Annotated in this window: 15 protein-coding genes; 12 read left to right on the top strand and 3 right to left on the bottom strand. The window is 67.8% G+C overall.

From position 1 onward, the window contains the following. Positions 1-110 precede the first annotated feature (110 nt). The gene (locus AC5W54_RS16245; RefSeq protein ID WP_495963134.1) at positions 111-941 is read right to left on the bottom strand and encodes an IclR family transcriptional regulator; all 831 of its coding nucleotides are present in this window, start codon (positions 939-941) and stop codon (positions 111-113) included. Between the two features lie 188 nt (positions 942-1129). Here AC5W54_RS16245 and AC5W54_RS16250 point away from each other — a divergent pair, with 188 nt between their 5' ends. From AC5W54_RS16250 to hpaI, 6 genes are all read left to right on the top strand, one after another. Beyond that, positions 1130-2137: a DctP family TRAP transporter solute-binding subunit gene (locus AC5W54_RS16250; protein WP_495963135.1), complete on the top strand. Its 1008-nt coding sequence runs from the start codon at positions 1130-1132 to the stop codon at positions 2135-2137. Positions 2138-2225: 88 nt separating this feature from the next. Then, positions 2226-2717 carry a TRAP transporter small permease gene (locus AC5W54_RS16255; protein ID WP_495963136.1) on the top strand — a complete coding sequence of 164 codons (492 nt, stop codon included), beginning with the start codon at positions 2226-2228 and terminating at the stop codon, positions 2715-2717. Then, positions 2710-4062: a TRAP transporter large permease gene (locus AC5W54_RS16260; RefSeq protein WP_495963137.1), complete on the top strand. Its 1353-nt coding sequence runs from the start codon at positions 2710-2712 to the stop codon at positions 4060-4062. The genes AC5W54_RS16255 and AC5W54_RS16260 overlap by 8 nt, the downstream gene beginning before the upstream one ends. 24 nt (positions 4063-4086) lie before the next feature. Next, positions 4087-4848: an SDR family NAD(P)-dependent oxidoreductase gene (locus AC5W54_RS16265; protein ID WP_495963138.1), complete on the top strand. Its 762-nt coding sequence runs from the start codon at positions 4087-4089 to the stop codon at positions 4846-4848. 89 nt (positions 4849-4937) lie between these two features. Continuing rightward, positions 4938-5834 carry a DMT family transporter gene (locus tag AC5W54_RS16270; protein ID WP_495963151.1) on the top strand — a complete coding sequence of 299 codons (897 nt, stop codon included), beginning with the start codon at positions 4938-4940 and terminating at the stop codon, positions 5832-5834. Positions 5835-5876: 42 nt separating this feature from the next. Further along, positions 5877-6647, top strand: coding sequence for a 4-hydroxy-2-oxoheptanedioate aldolase (gene hpaI, locus AC5W54_RS16275; RefSeq protein ID WP_495963139.1), 771 nt, complete (start codon positions 5877-5879; stop codon positions 6645-6647). A 60-nt stretch (positions 6648-6707) separates the two neighbouring features. Here the strand turns inward: hpaI and AC5W54_RS16280 are convergent, their stop codons facing one another. Further along, positions 6708-8135, bottom strand: coding sequence for an FAD-binding oxidoreductase (locus AC5W54_RS16280; RefSeq protein ID WP_495963140.1), 1428 nt, complete (start codon positions 8133-8135; stop codon positions 6708-6710). Next, positions 8132-9439, bottom strand: a complete 1308-nt coding sequence (locus AC5W54_RS16285; protein WP_495963141.1) for an L-fuconate dehydratase — start codon at positions 9437-9439, stop codon at positions 8132-8134. The genes AC5W54_RS16280 and AC5W54_RS16285 overlap by 4 nt, the downstream gene beginning before the upstream one ends. A 223-nt stretch (positions 9440-9662) precedes the next feature. Here AC5W54_RS16285 and AC5W54_RS16290 point away from each other — a divergent pair, with 223 nt between their 5' ends. From AC5W54_RS16290 to nanR, 6 genes are all read left to right on the top strand, one after another. Then, complete coding sequence (locus AC5W54_RS16290; protein ID WP_495963142.1) at positions 9663-10427, top strand: SDR family NAD(P)-dependent oxidoreductase; 765 nt, start codon at positions 9663-9665, stop codon at positions 10425-10427. Positions 10428-10686: 259 nt separating this feature from the next. After that, a complete protein-coding gene (locus AC5W54_RS16295) occupies positions 10687-11688 on the top strand; it encodes a sialic acid TRAP transporter substrate-binding protein SiaP (RefSeq protein ID WP_495963143.1) in 1002 nt (333 codons plus the stop codon). A gap of 64 nt (positions 11689-11752) precedes the next feature. Then, positions 11753-12304 (top strand): TRAP transporter small permease, encoded by a 552-nt coding sequence (locus AC5W54_RS16300; protein ID WP_495963144.1) that lies wholly within the window; start codon positions 11753-11755, stop codon positions 12302-12304. A gap of 23 nt (positions 12305-12327) precedes the next feature. Further along, the gene (locus tag AC5W54_RS16305) at positions 12328-13707 is read left to right on the top strand and encodes a TRAP transporter large permease (protein WP_495963145.1); all 1380 of its coding nucleotides are present in this window, start codon (positions 12328-12330) and stop codon (positions 13705-13707) included. Between the two features lie 25 nt (positions 13708-13732). After that, positions 13733-14824: an Ldh family oxidoreductase gene (locus tag AC5W54_RS16310; protein WP_495963146.1), complete on the top strand. Its 1092-nt coding sequence runs from the start codon at positions 13733-13735 to the stop codon at positions 14822-14824. 81 nt (positions 14825-14905) lie between these two features. Then, a complete protein-coding gene (nanR, locus tag AC5W54_RS16315; protein WP_495963147.1) occupies positions 14906-15628 on the top strand; it encodes a transcriptional regulator NanR in 723 nt (240 codons plus the stop codon). The last annotated feature ends 279 nt before the right edge of the window (positions 15629-15907 follow it).

Below are 15907 nucleotides of genomic sequence, written 5' to 3' on the forward strand. Positions count from 1 at the left end.
TCCGGCGGCAAGCCTGCGAGGAGACGCTGTGAACCCCTCTCCGGGCGCTACCTACGCCATCCCTGGCGTAGGACCTCCTCTCCGGCTTGCCCCCGGCGCCCCTCGACTGGCTAGCCGGGATGGCGCGCCGCGTAGTCGCGGGCGAGCTGGGCCTCGATCTCCCGGGCCTCCCGCTCGAGCAGGGGCAGTAGCTCCTGGCTGCGCCGCGGTTCCTGCATGCGGCTCTCGATGGCCGCCAGCGACAGCGCCCCGGCCAGGCTGCCATCGGGCCAGCGCAGGGCAACGCCAAGCCCCCAGGAGTCGCGGAACACCAGCCCCGGGTTCAGGGCATGGCCCTGCCGACGAGTCTCGGCGATTAGTTCGCGGAGCCGCTCGGGCCTCAGCAGGGGGTACTCCGCGGCCAGCGTCTGGCGGTTCGCCGCCAGGGTGTTCTCGACCTCGTCATCCGGCAGCGCCGCCAGCATGGCCAGCGAGCCGGCTCCCACGCCGAGCGGGTGATAGGCCCCCGGCATCAGGGCATGGGTGCGGATCGGGTAGGGGCCATCCTCCCGGTGCAGGCAGAGCGAATAGAGCCCGCGCCGGACGGAGAGGCAGGCGGCGTCCTCGGTGGCCTTGGCCAGGCGAGCGACGTTGCGGGTGGCAGTCTGGACCAGCCCGGGGCGTTCCGAGGCGCGCAGCCCGAGGAGGTAGGCCTCGGGCCCCAACTGGTAGCGATGGGTGGGGTTGCACTGATCAACCATCCCACTGTTGATCAAGGCCAGCATCAGCCGCCTCACGGTCGGCTTGTTGAGCCCGCTCAGCGCCGTCAGCTCGGATAGCGACAGCCCCTCCGCGGCGTGGCGGCCGATGAGGCTCAGCAGGGTCAGGGCCCGGTCGACGCTTTGGGCGCCAGATGTCTTGGCGCTGTCGCTGATCTTGGAGCGTTCCACAATATGGACCATAAATCACTGGTGCTTCATGAGCTGATAATGAGTCGTTACGCTTTACTTTGACTTTAACAGGGGGGTTTGGCAAGTTCCCCTTGTCGGCTGAATAAAAAACGGTCCACTATGTGGAGCGATGCGGGCCGGATGTAGATCAACAAGAACCAGGCTCGATTGAACGAGCGCGCCAGAAGGAGTACTACACAATGAAATGCCTCGATTTTCGCAAGCTTGCGCTGACCGTTACCGTGGCTGGGGCAATGGCGGCCGGTGCCGCCTCCGCCGAGACGCTGCGCCTGTCCCACAACACCGGCGATTCCACCACCTGGCACCAGGGGGCGGAGCGCTTCGCCGAGCTGGTGTCGGAAGCCACCGATGGCGAGATCGACGTGCGTGTCTTCCCCAACGCCCAGCTTTCCGGCGGCGACCAGATGCGCCAGGCCGAGATGGTGGGGCGGGGCGCCCTGGACCTGCTGGTCACCTCCGCCATCAACGTGACTCCGCTGGTACCGGAGATGGCGGTCTTCTCCCTGCCGTACCTCTATGCCACTTACGACCAGGTCGACGCCACGACCCAGGGCAAGCCGGTTGAGCTGCTGGAGGCGATCCTGGAGGAGAAGGGGATCGTGGTGCTGGCCTGGGGTGAGAACGGCTTCCGCGAGCTCACCAACAGCAAGCGCCCGATCCGTACCCCCGAGGACATGCGGGGCCTGAACGTGCGCGTGGCGGGCCCCATGTACGTCGACGTGATGAACTCCCTGGGCGCCAACCCGCAGCAGATGCAGTGGACCGAGACCATGACGGCCCTGCAGCAGGGGGTGGTGGATGCCCAGGAGAACCCCATCGGCGCGGTGATCATCCCCCAGCAGATCTATGAGGTGCAGGACTACCTGACGGCCTGGCACTACTCCTATGACCCCATCTTCCTGGGCATCTCCCGGAAGAAGTGGAGCGGCTACGACGCCGAGACTCAGGCGACGATTCGCCAGGCCGCCGAGGAAGCCTTGGCCTACCAGGTGGAGATCACCCGCGAGAGCACCGCCGAGGGGCTCGACTTCCTGCGTGAGCAGGGCATGGAGATCACGGAGCTCTCCGAGGAGGAGATTGCGGCCTTCCGCGAGGCAACGCGTCCCGCCTTCGACGAGTGGGCCGAGAAGGTCGGGCCCGAGATCGTCTCGGCCTTCATCGAGGCGATCGAGGCCAACGCCAACTGATTGCCGCTCCTGCGTACCGGACCGCGGCAGGCCATCGGGCCTGCCGCGGGCTGCGTTCCATCGGTAACCGCCAAGGGTGGGCGTCACCATGACATTCTTCCTGCGAGAAGCGGAAAAGATCCTCTGTGCGGTCCTGTTCCTGGGCATGACCCTGCTGGGCTTCGCCAATGTAGTGGTCCGCTACGGGACCAACTACTCCCTGGCCGCCACCGAGGAACTGTTGACCAACGGTTTCCTGGTGCTGACCATCTTCGGTGCCGCCATCGCTGCCCGCCGGGGCGAGCACCTGGCGGTCACGCTCGTTTACGAGGTGCTTCCCGGCCCCCTGCGCAAGGTGGTGTTCGTGATTTCCGCGGCGCTCTCCGTCGCACTGCTGGCCCTGTCCGCCTACTTCTCCTGGGAGGTGCTGATGAACCAGTTGAACTCCGGCATGCGCTCCTACGGGCTTGGCCTGCCCGCCTGGTACTACCACGTGGCCGTGCCGTTCGGCTTCGCGCTGATCATCGTCCGTTACCTGGAGCGCCTGGTAGAGGAAGCCAGGAGGGGCCGGACAGCGGATCAGGGGATTCCCGATGTTTGACTTCGCGACTGGGCTGACCGCCGGCACCCAGATGATCCTGGTGTTCTTCCTGCTGCTCCTGCTGCGCGTGCCAGTCGCCTTCTCGCTGGGGCTCTCGTCCGTCTACGCCATGTGGCACATGGGGTTCGGCCTGGACATGGCCGGCGACCTGATCGCCACGGGCATCACCAAGTTCTCCCTGCTGGCGATCCCCTTCTTCATCCTGGCGGGTACCCTGATGGGGTCGCTGGGCATCGCCGAGCGCATGATCCGCTTCTTCCGCGTGCTGGTCGGCGGCCTGCCGGGCGGCATGGGGGTGGTCGGCACGGTTGTCTGCCTGTTCTGGGGGGCGGTCAGCGGCTCGGGCCCCGCCTCGGTGGCGGCGATCGGCCCGATGATCATCAAGGGGATGGAGGAGGACGGCTATCGTCGCGCCTATGCGGCGGGCCTGGTGTGTACCGGGGCGGCGCTGTCCATCGTGATCCCGCCCTCGATCGGCCTGGTGATCTATGGGGTCATCGCCGAGACCTCGATCTCCAGGTTGTTCCTGGCCGCCATCCTGCCCGGCATCCTGATGGGCATCATCATGCTGGTGACCCTGCCGCTGGGACGGGTGTCCCGCCACTCCGTGGGGGCGGCGAGTCTGGAGGACTCTCCCAGCCTGCGGGCCATGGGCCTGATGCCCTACCGGGAGCTTCCCTACCGCCGGCGGTTGTGGCTGACGTTCCGCGAGTCCTTCTGGGGCCTGATGACGCCGGTCGTCATTCTCGGGGGGATTTACTCCGGGGTCTTCACCCCGACCGAGGCAGCGCTGGTGGCCACCGTCTATGCGCTCTTCGTCGGCGGGTTGGCCTACCGCACCCTGAGCGTGGCGAAGCTCTACCGGGCGCTCAGCGACGCCGCCGCCTCCTCGTCCGTGGTGATGCTGGTGGTGGCCTATGCCAGCTTGTTCGGCTGGGTCGTGACCGTGGACGACCTGGTGGGGACCTACTCCGGTCTGCTGCTGGGGATGAGCGGGAACGAATGGGTGATACTGCTGGTGATCATGCTGATCCTGCTGGTGATCGGCATGTTCATGGACGCCGTCACGGTCATGTTCATCTCGCTGCCGATCTTCATGCCGGTGGTCCACCAGATGGGCTGGGACCCGGTCTGGTTCGGCGTGCTGATCATGGTGAACCTCTCCATCGGGCTGATCACTCCGCCGGTGGGGATCAATCTCTACGTGGCGGCGAACGTGACCCGGCTCTCCATCGAAAAGGTGGCGAAGGGGACCCTGCCCTTCATGCTGGTCTGCCTGGTGGGCCTGGCCATCATCGCGGCCTTCCCCGCCCTGTCGCTGTGGCTGCTGGATGCGATGAACTGACACGACACACAAAGGATGAATCCCATGACAACCTTATCGCGTATTGCAGTCGTCACGGGGGCAGCCCGCGGCATCGGCCTGGCGACCACCCAGCTCTTCCTCGACCAGGGCTTCGAGGTGGTGATGGTCGACCGCGACGCCCCCGAGCTGGAGAAGGCGTCGGCCGAGCTGGCCGGCGCCGAGCCGCTGGTGTGCGACGTCTCCGACCCCGACCAGGTCGCCGACCTGGCGGCAGAGCTGAGCCGCCGCCATGGCCGGGTCGATGCCCTGGTCAACAACGCCGGGGTGGCCGATTTCCGGCCGCTGGCGGACACCGACTTTGCCACTTGGCGAGAGGTCATGGCCACCAACCTCGACGGCGTCTTCCTCACCTCTCAGGCACTGCTGCCGTTGCTCAAGACGGCCCGGGGGGCGATCGTCAACATCGCTTCCATTTCCGGCCTGCGGGCCAGCACCCTGCGGGTCGCCTATGGTACCTCCAAGGCCGCCGTGATCCACCTGACCCAGCAGCAGGCCGCCGAGCTCGGCGAGTACGGCATCCGCGCCAACTGTGTGGCGCCCGGCCCGGTGGATACCAAGCTGGCGCTGGCCGTGCATACTCCCGAGATCCGCGCCGCCTACCACGACGCCATCCCGCTGAACCGCTACGGGGCCGAGCGCGAGATCGCGGAAGTCATTGTCTTCCTGTGTTCCGACAAGGCGGGTTACGTGACCGGGCAGGTGGTCGCCGCGGATGGCGGCTTCCAGTCGACCGGTGTCGGCCTGCCGGCCCTGAGGGCGCGATAGCAGGCGCCCATCGGCTCTGGAGGAATCCATTGCGTACGCTCTCGTATCGACAGCAGGGGCTGTTGCTGACCGGCGGCGGGGCGCTGATCATGTCGCCCGATGCCCTGCTGATCAAGGTGGTGGGACTGCCCGACGCCGAGATCCTGATGTGGCGCGGCCTGCTGTCGGCGCTGGGGTTCCTGTTGATCGTCATGGCACGGCACGGCCAGCGTACCTGGCACGCCTACCGGCGCTGCGGCTGGACCGGCATCGGCGTGGCGCTGCTGTTCAGCCTGACCACCTGCGGCTTCGTGCTGGGCAACCAGTACACCAAGGGGGGGAACGTGCTGATGATCCTGGCCGGTGCGCCCCTGATTGCCGCCGCTCTGTCGCGGGTCTTCCTCAAGGAGCGCCTGCCGCGCCGGACCTGGCTGGCCATCCTGGCGTGCATGGTCGGCATCGCCCTGATCGTGGTCGACGACGCCGGGGTCGGCTCTGCGCTGGGCAATGGCTTCGCGCTGATGGCGGCCGTCACCCTGGCGATCAACTTCACCCTGTGTCGCACCCGGCCAGGCATCGACATGAGCCCCATGCTGACCTTCTCGGGGCTGATCGTCGCGGTGGGCGGTGCGGCGGTGGTGGCCCCGACGACCGGCCTGTCTCTGCCATCGCTCGACCGCCTGCTGCTGGTGGTGCTGCTCTGCCTGTTCATCGTGCCGGCCGGGGTGACGCTCATCCAGCGCGGGCCGCTCTACCTGCCGGCCGCCGAGGTCGGCCTGCTGCTGCTGCTCGAGGTGGTGGTGGGAACGCTCTGGGTCTGGTGGCTGTTGGCCGAGCGGCCGTCGCCGCTGGCCTTCGTCGGCGGTGGCCTGGTGCTGGGCACCCTGGTGGCCAAGGGGCTCTACGAACGGCGACTGGAGACGCGTCTCCGCCCGCCCGAAGTGGCGGCCCGGGAGGGGGCGGTGGCGGGGCGTTCGCGCACCGCCCTGGAGCGTTCCAGACGGTAAGGTACCGGCAGATCCTGTGTGACCCGAAGGGAGAGGCAAGGGATGCAACTAGCGACGAACCACTTCCGCCGGCGGCTGCTGGCCGGCGAGCCCCAGACCGGCCTGTGGCTCGGGCTCGCCACCCCCTGCGCGGCGGAGATGGCCGCCACCGCGGGGTTCGACTGGCTGCTGCTGGATGGCGAGCATTCGCCCAATGACCTGGCGAGCCTGCTGGGCCAGCTGCAGGCCATCGCACCCTATGCGAGCCAGCCCATCGTGCGGCCGCCGGTGGGGGATCCGGTGCTGATCAAGCAGTACCTCGACATTGGCGTGCAGACGCTGCTGGTGCCCATGGTGGAGACGGCCGAGGAGGCCGCCGGGCTGGTGGCGGCGATGCGCTATCCGCCGCAGGGCATTCGCGGGGTCGGCCATGTGCTGGCGCGTGCGGCGTGCTGGGGCCAGGTCGACGACTACCTGGCCAGGGCCGACGAGCAGATGTGCCTGCTGGTGCAGGTGGAGACCCTGGCCGGGCTCGGCAATCTTGAGGCGATCGCCGCCGTCGAGGGAGTCGATGGCATCTTCATCGGCCCGGCGGACCTCTCGGCCGCCATGGGCCATCTGGGCGATCCCGGCCATGCCGAGGTGCGTACCGCCATCGACGACGCCATCGCCCGCATTCGTGCCGCGGGCAAGGCCGCCGGCATCGTCACCGCCGACGAGGGCGAGGCGCGGCGCTTTCTCGAGGCGGGCTGCACCTTCGTCGGCGTGGGCATCGATACCCTGCTGCTGGTGCAGGCCATGCAGGGGCTGGCCGAACGGTTTCGAACGAGCTGACCGTGGCCCCCGCCCGGGGGGGGCCTGCCCCCACGGGGGGGTTGACCGGTGGCCAGCGGCTCAGGCGTTGCGGGGCGGGAGGATGCGCCCCGGGTTCATCAGGCCCTCGGGGTCGAACAGCGCCTTGATGCCTTCGGCGAGCTCGCGCTCCACCGGCGAGAGCCGGGCCAGGTAGGCGGCGCGCTTGGCACGGCCGATGCCGTGCTCGGCGCTCAGGCTGCCGCCGAAGTCGTCGAGCACCGCGAACAGGGTCGCTTCCAGGGCGTGCAGGTGGTCGCGCTTGTCGGCCTCGGCCAGCGTGGCGGGTGGCAGGATGTTGAAGTGCAGGTTGCCGTCGCCCACATGGCCGTAGGCGATGATCTCGCAGTCGGGAGATTCGGCCATCACCGCGTCGCTGGCCCGGGCGACGAAGGCGGGGATCGCCGAGATCGGGACCGAGATGTCGGTGCGCAGGTGCTCGCCGCGCCGGCGCTGGCCCTCCAGCATGCTCTCGCGGAACTGCCACAGCTGCTGTGCCTGGGCCTCGCTGCCGGCGAGCACGCCGTCGAGGATCAGGTCGCGCTCCATGCCCCTCTCCACCAGCTGCTCGACCATGACCCCGAGATCGACGGGGCCGGTGGCCGCCACCTCCATCAGCACGTACCAGGGGGAGGGGGCATCCATGGGGTCGCGCAGCGAGGGAGTGGCCTCCATGGCGAGCTCGATGCAGCGTCGCGGAATCAGTTCGAAGGCGGTGAGCAGGTCGCTGCAGTCGCGCCGGGCGAGCCCGAAGAGCGCGACCACCGCCTCCACCGACGGCAGGCCGAGCAGGGCGGTGCGCGACTGGTCGGGCCTGGGGCAGAGCCTGAGCACTGCGCCAGTGACGATGCCCAGGGTGCCCTCGCTGCCCAGCAGCAACTGGTCCAGGGCGTAGCCGCGGTTGTCCTTGTGCAGGGCAGCGAGGCCGTCCCAGATGCGGCCGTCGGGCAGTACCACCTCGAGACCCAGCACCAGCTGGCGCATCATGCCGTACCGCAGCACGTTGAGGCCGCCGGCGTTGGTGGCGATGTTGCCGCCGATCTGGCAGCTGCCCTGGGCGCCCAGCGAGAGGGGGAAGTCGCAGTCGTGGTCGGCGGCGGCCTGCTTGACGGCTTCCAGGATGCAGCCGGCGTCCACGGTCATGGTGAAGTTGACCGGATCGAGCTCGCGGATGCGGTTCATGCGCTCGAGGCTGATCACCAGCTCGCCGCCGTCGGTGTCGGGGAGGGCGCCGGCGACCAGGCCGGTATGGCCGCCCTGGGGCACCATGCGCACGCCGTGCTGCCGGCACAGCGTCACCACCTCGGCGACCTCCGTGGTGGAGGCGGGACGCGCCACGGCCAGCGGCATGCCCAGCCGGTCACCGGCCCAGTCGCTGACGTAGCGGGCCATCTCTGCGGGGGCGTCGAGCAACGCGTGCTGGCCGAGCCGTTCGACGAGGTGCTCGAGGATCTCGTGGCGAGCGCTCATTGGTCATCCTCCTGCCAGGCGGCCCCCTCGGGATAGCGGTGTCGCGCCAGCGACTCGGGGTGCATGGTGATACTGTAGCCGGGTGCGGTGGGCACCTGGTAGCGGCCCTGGCGTATCACCACCGGATCGACGAAGTGCTCGTGCAGGTGGTCCACGTACTCCAGCACGCGTCCCTCCAGGCTGCCCGACACGGCGATATAGTCGAACAGCGACACATGCTGGACATACTCGCACAGCCCCACGCCGCCGGCATGGGGGCAGACCGGGACACCGAACTTGGCAGCCATCAGCACCACCAGGATCACCTCGTTGAGCCCACCCAGGCGGGCCGCGTCGAGCTGACAGTAGTCCAGCGCCTCGGCCTGGAAGAACTGCTTGAACATCACCTTGTTGTGGCAGTGCTCGCCGCTGGCCACCCCGATCGGCGCGACGCGGTGGCGGATCTCGGCATGGCCGAGGATGTCATCGGGGCTGGTGGGTTCCTCGATCCACAGCGGGTCGAACTCGGCCAGCCGGCGCATCTTGGCCACCGTCTCGTCGACCTCCCAGACCTGGTTGGCGTCCATCATCAGGACCCTGTCCCAGCCGATCTCCCCGCGCAGCAGGGCGGCGCGCCGGGCGTCCTCGTCGAGATCGCCACCGATCTTCTGCTTGAAGTGGGTCCAGCCCTCGGCCAGCGCCTCGCGGGCCAGCCGGCGCACCTTGTCGTCGGGGTAACCGAGCCAGCCCGCGGAGGTGGTGTAGCCGGGGAAGCCGTCGCGCTTCATCTCGGCCTCGCGCTCGGCCTTGCCGGCCTCCCGCCTGCGGAGCAGGGCGATTGCCTCCTCCGGTGTCAGGGCATCGGTGACGAAGCGGAAGTCGAGGCACCGGATCAGCTGCTCGGGCGTCATGTCCACCAGCAGTTTCCACACCGGCTTGCCCTCGCGCTTGGCCCAGAGATCCCAGAGGGCATTGACGATGGCTGCCGTGGCCAGGTGGATCGCTCCCTTGTCGGGGCCGATCCAGCGCAGCTGGCTGTCGCCGGTGATGGCCCGCCAGAAGGCGCCCATGTCGTCGGTGATGCCCGCGAGGTCGCGCCCCTCGACCAGTGGCGCGAGGGACTTCACTGCGGTGACCACGATCTCGTTGCCGCGGCCGATGGTGAAGGTCAGGCCGTGGCCGTGGGGGCCGTCGGCCTCGTCGGTATGCAGGATCACGTAGGCGGCGGAGTAGTCCGGCGCAGCATTCATGGCGTCCGAGCCGTCCAGTGATCGCGAGGTCGGGAAGCGGATGTCCTGCACCTCGACGCGGGTGATGGTGGGCATGGAGGTCTCCTGTGATGGTGGTGGACGGTGCCACCCGGCCAGGGCCCGCCGGCGGGCGGATGGCACCTGGCCAGCCTTGGCCTAACATGCTATGGATAGTAGTGATGTATGACAGGTATGCCATAGACACTATAGCAATGGGTCGCGACCCGGCGATAGCCGGCCTGGCCGGCGCGTCAGCGACTCACTGCCAGCATGGGATGACACGCATCGGGAGGGCGGCATGTTCGACGAATGGCAAGGCAAGCGGGTGCTGGTGACCGGCGCCAGCCGGGGTATCGGGGCGGCAGTGGCCAGGCAGCTCGGCGCGCTGGGGGCCAGGGTGGCGGTGCACTATCACGCCAGTGAGGCGCCTGCCGAAGCGGTGGCGGCGGCGATTCGCGAGGCCGGAGGGGAGGGGGTCACGATCCAGGGCGATGTCAGCCGCTCCCGCGAGGTGGCCCGGGTCGTCGACGAGGCGGCCGACGAGCTGGGCGGGCTGGACGTGCTGATCAACAACGCCGGCGACATGCTGGGTCGGGTGACGCTGGATGAGATGGACGATGCCCACTACGACCGGGTGATGGACCTCAACGTCCGCTCGGTGGTGACGGCGAGCCGCGCGGCGCTGCCGTATTTCCGCCGCGCCGGCGGTGGCAACATCATCCATACCACGTCGATCGCGGCGCGCAACGGCGGCGGTCACGGTGCGGGGCTCTACGCCTCGGCCAAGGCCTTCGTCAGCAACCTGACCCGCAGCATGGCCAAGGAGCTGGCCGGCGAGAACGTCCGCGTCAACGCCGTGGCGCCCGGTACCATCGCCACCGACTTCCACGAGCGCCACTCCGACGAGAATCACCTGGCGGCGGCGCGTGCCTCGATTCCCATGGGCCGGCTGGGCAGCGCGGAGGAGTGCGTCGGCGCCTATCTGTTCCTGGCCACCGATGCCCTGAGCGGCTACGTCACCGGGCAGGTGATCGAGGTCAACGGCGGGCAGCTGATGCCATGAGTACCACGACCCTTCGATATCGCCATCACCATGGGCGACCCGGCCGGCATCGGCCACGCGATCGTCTGCTGCCTGGGCGTGGGGAGAGTTGCGCGGTGGCACGAGAGCGGCTAGGTTTCACAGTGTTGGTATGATACGTATACAGCAGGACACGCCAACAAGAGGGACGCCAGCACGAGGGACGCCAAGACGATACGCCGTCCCGCCATCCCCCCAGACCCACAACAACAACATCCAGCACGCTGTGAGGAGAACCGCTATGCGCCAGAAGAGCCAACGTCAACGCCAACTCGTACGCTGCATGACGGCTGCGATGCTGGCGGCGGGGTTCGGTATCGCCGCCGTCGCCCAGGCACAACAGAGCCTCACCTTCGCCCACGTCTATGAAACCTCCGAGCCCTATCACGAGTGGGCGCTGTGGGCCGCCGACGAGATCGAGGAACGCACCGAGGGGCGTTACACGATCGAGGTGCATCCGGCGTCTTCGCTGGGCAAGGAGGCGGATATCAATGAAGGCCTGAGCCTGGGCACCGTGGACCTGATCTATACCGGCAACCAGTTCGCCGGCCGCTCCTATGGGCCCATCGGCATTGCCGGGGCGCCCTACATGTTCCGCGACTTCGACCATTGGCGTGCCTATGCCGACAGCGAGCTGTTCCAGGAGATTGCCCAGGGCTATGAAGACACCACGGGCAACGTGCCGCTGGCGATGAACTACTATGGCCGGCGTCACACCACCTCCAACCGGCCGATCGACACTCCCGAGGACATGCAGGGCCTCAAGATCCGGGTGCCCAACGCCCCGATGTACATGATGTTCCCGGAAGCCACGGGGGCCAATCCGACACCCATCGCCTTCGCCGAGGTCTACCTGGCCCTGCAGCAGGGGGTGGTGGACGCCCAGGAGAACCCGCTGCCGACCATCCGTGCCAAGGCCTTCCACGAGGTGCAGGACTACATCAACCTCACCGGGCATATCACCGATTCGTTGATCACGATTGCCGGCGGGCCGCTATGGAATCAGCTCTCCGAGGAGGATCGCGAGATCTTCCGTGAGGTGTACATGGAAGCCGGTGAGCGGATCACCGAAGACATCCTGCAGCAGGAAGCCGATCTCGTGGACTGGTTCGAGGAACAGGGCACCACGGTCAACGAGGTGGATACCGAGCCGTTCCGCGAGGCCGTGTTGCCGCATCACAATGGTGAGGCGGCCACCTGGGATCAGGAAACCTATGACCGGGTGCAGGCGATCGGTCAGTAATCGTGGCTTGGTGTCATGCCGCGCCTCGTCGTGAAGGGCGAGGCGCGGTGACAAGGAGTTCGGCATGACCGATGACCGTTTGCCCCCCGAGCAGGAGCTCGGCTCGATCGAAGCCGAAGAGCTGGACCGGTTCGATTTCAAGGCGTATGCCGTCGAAGACTATGTGACCCTGGTGCTGTTCTGGATACTGCTGGGCATCGTGTTCCTGCAGTTCTTCAGCCGCTATGTACTGGGGGACTCCATCGCCTGGACCGAGGAGATGGCGCGCTATTTCCTGATCATGGTGGGCTTTTTGGGGAGTGCGATGGCCGTGAGGAAAAACTCGCACATCGCCGTGGAGTTCTTCTATCGCTACATGCCCGGCCGGATTGGCTTCGCCATGTCGACGATCGTCGACGCGGTGAGGATCGTCTTTCTCGTGGGGGGATGCTGGATCACCTTCCAATTGGCCGACCGGACCAATGCGATGATGGTCTCGGTCGACATTCCCAAGAGCTATCTCTACTACCTGGTGTTCGTCGGCTTCCTGATGATGTTGATCCGTGCCATCCAGGTCGCCGTCCGTCATTGGCGTGAGGGGACCAGCGAGCTGATCTTCGACGAAGACGACACATAACGAGACGCCACGGGAGAACGCCCATGCCAGTCACCTCACTCACCGGGCGACGAGGCCTCCTGGTCCCGCCGGTCATTGCCGGCCTCGCCGTCGCGCTCTGCCTGTTCCTGGCCGTTCAGGGGCACTACCTCACCTTCCTCTTCGCGAGCCTGTTCACCATGCTGCTGATCGGCGTGCCGATTGCGATCAGCCTGGCGGGCTCGTGCCTGATGTATGTCTACCTGAGTGGTCAGGTGCCGGATGTGGTGGTCGCACACCGCATGATCAACGGCGTCGATAGCTTCCCCCTGCTGGCGATTCCCTTCTTCATCCTGGCCGGCAACCTGATGAACAATGGCGGTATCACGACCCGGATCTTCGACTTCGCCAAGGCGCTGATGGGGTGGATGCGGGGCGGCCTGGGGCACGTCAACGTGGGGGCGAGCATCGTCTTCTCGGGGATGTCGGGGGCCGCGGTGGCCGATGCCGGCGGCCTCGGCACGATCGAGATCAAGGCCATGCGCGATGCCGGCTATGATCAGGAGTTCGCGGTAGGGATCACCGCGGCGTCATCCACGATCGGGCCGATCATTCCCCCCAGCTTGCCGATGGTGATCTATGGCGTCATGGCCTCGGCCTCGGTCGGGCAACTGTTCGCCGCCGGGCTGATCCCGGGGTTGCTGATGGGCGCCGTGCTGATGCTGATGATCACCCTGCTGGCGCGACGCCGTGGCTATGCGCGCGATGCCCGCTTCTCGGTCAGGTTCCTGGGCAAGGCCACCAAGCGTGCGCTGCTCTCGCTGCTGACCCCGGTGATCATCGTCGGCGGCATCATCACCGGCGCCTTTACGCCGACCGAGGCCGCCATCGCCGCGGTCATCTATGCCCTGTTCCTGGGCACGGTCGTGTACCGGACCCTGACCTGGCGGCGCCTGCTGCGGGTCAGCATGGAGACCATCGAGACCACGGCGGTGATCCTGTTCATCGTGGCCGGGGCCTCGATCTTCGCCTGGATCCTGACCAGCAACCAGGTCACCCAGCATGTGGTGGCGCTGATGGGCCCCTTCTCGGACAGTCAGGTCGCCGTGCTGCTGTTCGTCAACCTGGTGCTGATCATCGTCGGCTGCTTCATGGAGACCATCGCCGCGATCACCATCCTTGTGCCGGTGCTGCTGCCGCTGGCCGTCGCCGTCGGCGTCGATCCGGTGCACTTCGGGGTGATCATGGTGCTCAACCTGATGATCGGCCTGCTGACGCCGCCGGTGGGGATGGTGCTCTATGTGCTCTCGCGGGTATCGGGCATCTCGTTCGAGAAGTGCATGCGCGGCACCATCCCGTTCCTGATCCCGCTGGTCATTGCCCTGCTGCTCGTGACCTTCATTCCGGCGCTGTCCATGTGGCTGCCGACCCTGGTCTATCGCTGAACCCGACGAGGAGGATATCGACTCGATGAACGAGACCCCGAGAGACGCTCGCCCACCGGACGTCCGCGTGGCGGTCGCCGACCTCGAGCGCTTCATGCTCGAGGTGCTGCACCGGGCCGGCGCCGACGAGGCGTCGGCCGACGCCGTCACCCGGGCGCTGGTCACGGCGTCGCGGATGGGTACCGACAGCCATGGCCTGCGGCTGCTGCCGCACTATGTCCGGGCGCTGCAGGGCGGGCGCATCCGGGGGGCGCCGACGCTGCGCTTCACCCGGCGCCTGCCGGCCACCGGCTACCTGGACGCGGGCGACGGCTTCGGCCATCTGGCCGGCTACACCGCCATGGCGCACGCCGCCGAGATGGCCGGGGAGGTGGGCCTGGGGGCGGTGGCGGTCGGCAACTCCTCCCACTTCGGCGCCGCGGGTTGCTACGCCCTGGCCGCCGCCGAGCGGGGCCTGATCGGGCTGGCGGTGTGCAATTCGGACCCCTTCGTGCTGCTGCACGAGGGGCTAAAGCCCTTCCACGGCACCAACCCCATCGCCTTCGCGGCGCCGGTGGCCGGGCAGTCGCCCTACCTGCTGGACATGGCGACGAGCTCGATCCCGTGGAACCGGGTGCAGCAATACGGCGCCATCGGGCGCGAGCTGCCGGATCAGGTCGCCGCCGATGCCGACGGCCGGGTGACGCGGACGCCGGCCGAGGTCGCCGCCCTGCTGCCGCTGGGCGGCAGCGACTTCGGCTTCAAGGGGGCGGGGCTTGGCGGCATGGTCGAGGTGCTGAGCTCGACGCTTTCCGGCATGCTCAACGGCTTCCGCCTGCTGCCCATGGGGGGGCCGGACATGGCCACGCCCCGGGGCGTCGGCCACTTCTGCCTGGCGCTCGATCCGGCGGCCTTCGTCGAGCGGGACAGCTTCGAGGCGTGTCTCGGCGATTACCTGGCGGACCTGCGCGCCCAGCCGGCGCGCGGCGGCGCCGAGGTGCTGGCGCCCGGCGACCGGGAGTGGCGCTGCCTGGCGCGACGCGACGTCGAGGGTATTCCGTTGGACAGCGCCAACCAGGCTGCCTATGTCGACCTGTCGGCCGAGTTCGATCTCGAACCGCTGCGCTGGCTGGGCTGACACGGCCGGGAGGCGAAAATGCGGTAACATGGCGGTATGAGGGGGACACGAGCCTGTTTCGACCAGTCAGGAGAAGGGTGCATGACCAGATATCGGGTGGAGCGCAAGACGCTTTCCGAACAGGTGTCCGAGCAGCTCGAGGCGGAGATCCTCGAGGGGCGGCTGCGCGAGAACGACCAGCTGCCCTCCGAGCGGGAGTTGATGGAACAGTTCGGCGTCGGTCGGCCCGCGGTACGCGAAGCGCTCTTCCACCTGCAGCAACTGGGGCTCGTCGCCATCAACAGCGGGACCCGGGCCCGGGTGATTCGGCCCACCGCCGAGTCGGTGATGGCGCGCCTCTCCGGGGTGACCCGGCAGCTCCTGTCGAAGCCCGATGGGCAGCAGTACTTCCAGGAGGCCCGTGCCCTGTTCGAGATCTCGCTGGCGCGCTATGCCGCCCGCCATGCCAGCGACGACGACCTGGCGCGCCTGCGCACCGCCCTCCAGGACAACCGCGACGCCATCGGCGACGAGGCACGCTTCAAGCGCTCCGACAACGACTTCCACGGGGTGCTGGCGAGCATCGGCAAGAACCCCATCTTCGACGCCATCCATGTCGCGCTCTCCGAGTGGCTAGACGACCGCCGCGCCCAGGTGTTGCAGCAGAAGGACGAGGACAAGGCTGCCCTGGCGGCCCACACCGAGATCGTCGAGGCCATCGAGTCCCGTGACCCCGACGCCGCCGAGGGCGCCATGCGCCGCCATCTCGACCGCCACTACGGCACCTACATGCAGCTCAAGAAGCGCCTCACCGACGCCGAGTGAGCCGCGGGTAGGTGTGGAGCCTCGGATTCCGATGACGTTTCGGTTGGCCGCCCAGCGCCGCTTGTGGGAGCTTGGCTCCGCCGAGCGATTGGCGCCGCAGGCGCCCCGCGGTGGCCGGCAACGCCGCAGACGACCGCCCAGCGCCGCTTCGCGGCGCATCGCCCCGCAAAGCGTGGCTCCCAGTGCGCCCGTGAAGGCGTGCACACAGTGCGGTGAGAGTCCGCACCGGGGTAAGCCATGACCCCGTAGCCGAAGGTAACTGCGTCGCCGCGAGGCGGG

The organism is Halomonas sp. LMYGS-3, from assembly GCF_059509875.1.

Coding starts and splice junctions, on each gene's coding strand:
- AC5W54_RS16245 (WP_495963134.1), bottom strand. CDS start 941: ATGGTCCATATTGTGGAACGCTCCAAGATCAGCGACAGCGCCAAGACA.
- AC5W54_RS16250 (WP_495963135.1), top strand. CDS start 1,130: ATGAAATGCCTCGATTTTCGCAAGCTTGCGCTGACCGTTACCGTGGCT.
- AC5W54_RS16255 (WP_495963136.1), top strand. CDS start 2,226: ATGACATTCTTCCTGCGAGAAGCGGAAAAGATCCTCTGTGCGGTCCTG.
- AC5W54_RS16260 (WP_495963137.1), top strand. CDS start 2,710: ATGTTTGACTTCGCGACTGGGCTGACCGCCGGCACCCAGATGATCCTG.
- AC5W54_RS16265 (WP_495963138.1), top strand. CDS start 4,087: ATGACAACCTTATCGCGTATTGCAGTCGTCACGGGGGCAGCCCGCGGC.
- AC5W54_RS16270 (WP_495963151.1), top strand. CDS start 4,938: ATGTCGCCCGATGCCCTGCTGATCAAGGTGGTGGGACTGCCCGACGCC.
- hpaI (WP_495963139.1), top strand. CDS start 5,877: ATGCAACTAGCGACGAACCACTTCCGCCGGCGGCTGCTGGCCGGCGAG.
- AC5W54_RS16280 (WP_495963140.1), bottom strand. CDS start 8,135: ATGAGCGCTCGCCACGAGATCCTCGAGCACCTCGTCGAACGGCTCGGC.
- AC5W54_RS16285 (WP_495963141.1), bottom strand. CDS start 9,439: ATGCCCACCATCACCCGCGTCGAGGTGCAGGACATCCGCTTCCCGACC.
- AC5W54_RS16290 (WP_495963142.1), top strand. CDS start 9,663: ATGTTCGACGAATGGCAAGGCAAGCGGGTGCTGGTGACCGGCGCCAGC.
- AC5W54_RS16295 (WP_495963143.1), top strand. CDS start 10,687: ATGCGCCAGAAGAGCCAACGTCAACGCCAACTCGTACGCTGCATGACG.
- AC5W54_RS16300 (WP_495963144.1), top strand. CDS start 11,753: ATGACCGATGACCGTTTGCCCCCCGAGCAGGAGCTCGGCTCGATCGAA.
- AC5W54_RS16305 (WP_495963145.1), top strand. CDS start 12,328: ATGCCAGTCACCTCACTCACCGGGCGACGAGGCCTCCTGGTCCCGCCG.
- AC5W54_RS16310 (WP_495963146.1), top strand. CDS start 13,733: ATGAACGAGACCCCGAGAGACGCTCGCCCACCGGACGTCCGCGTGGCG.
- nanR (WP_495963147.1), top strand. CDS start 14,906: ATGACCAGATATCGGGTGGAGCGCAAGACGCTTTCCGAACAGGTGTCC.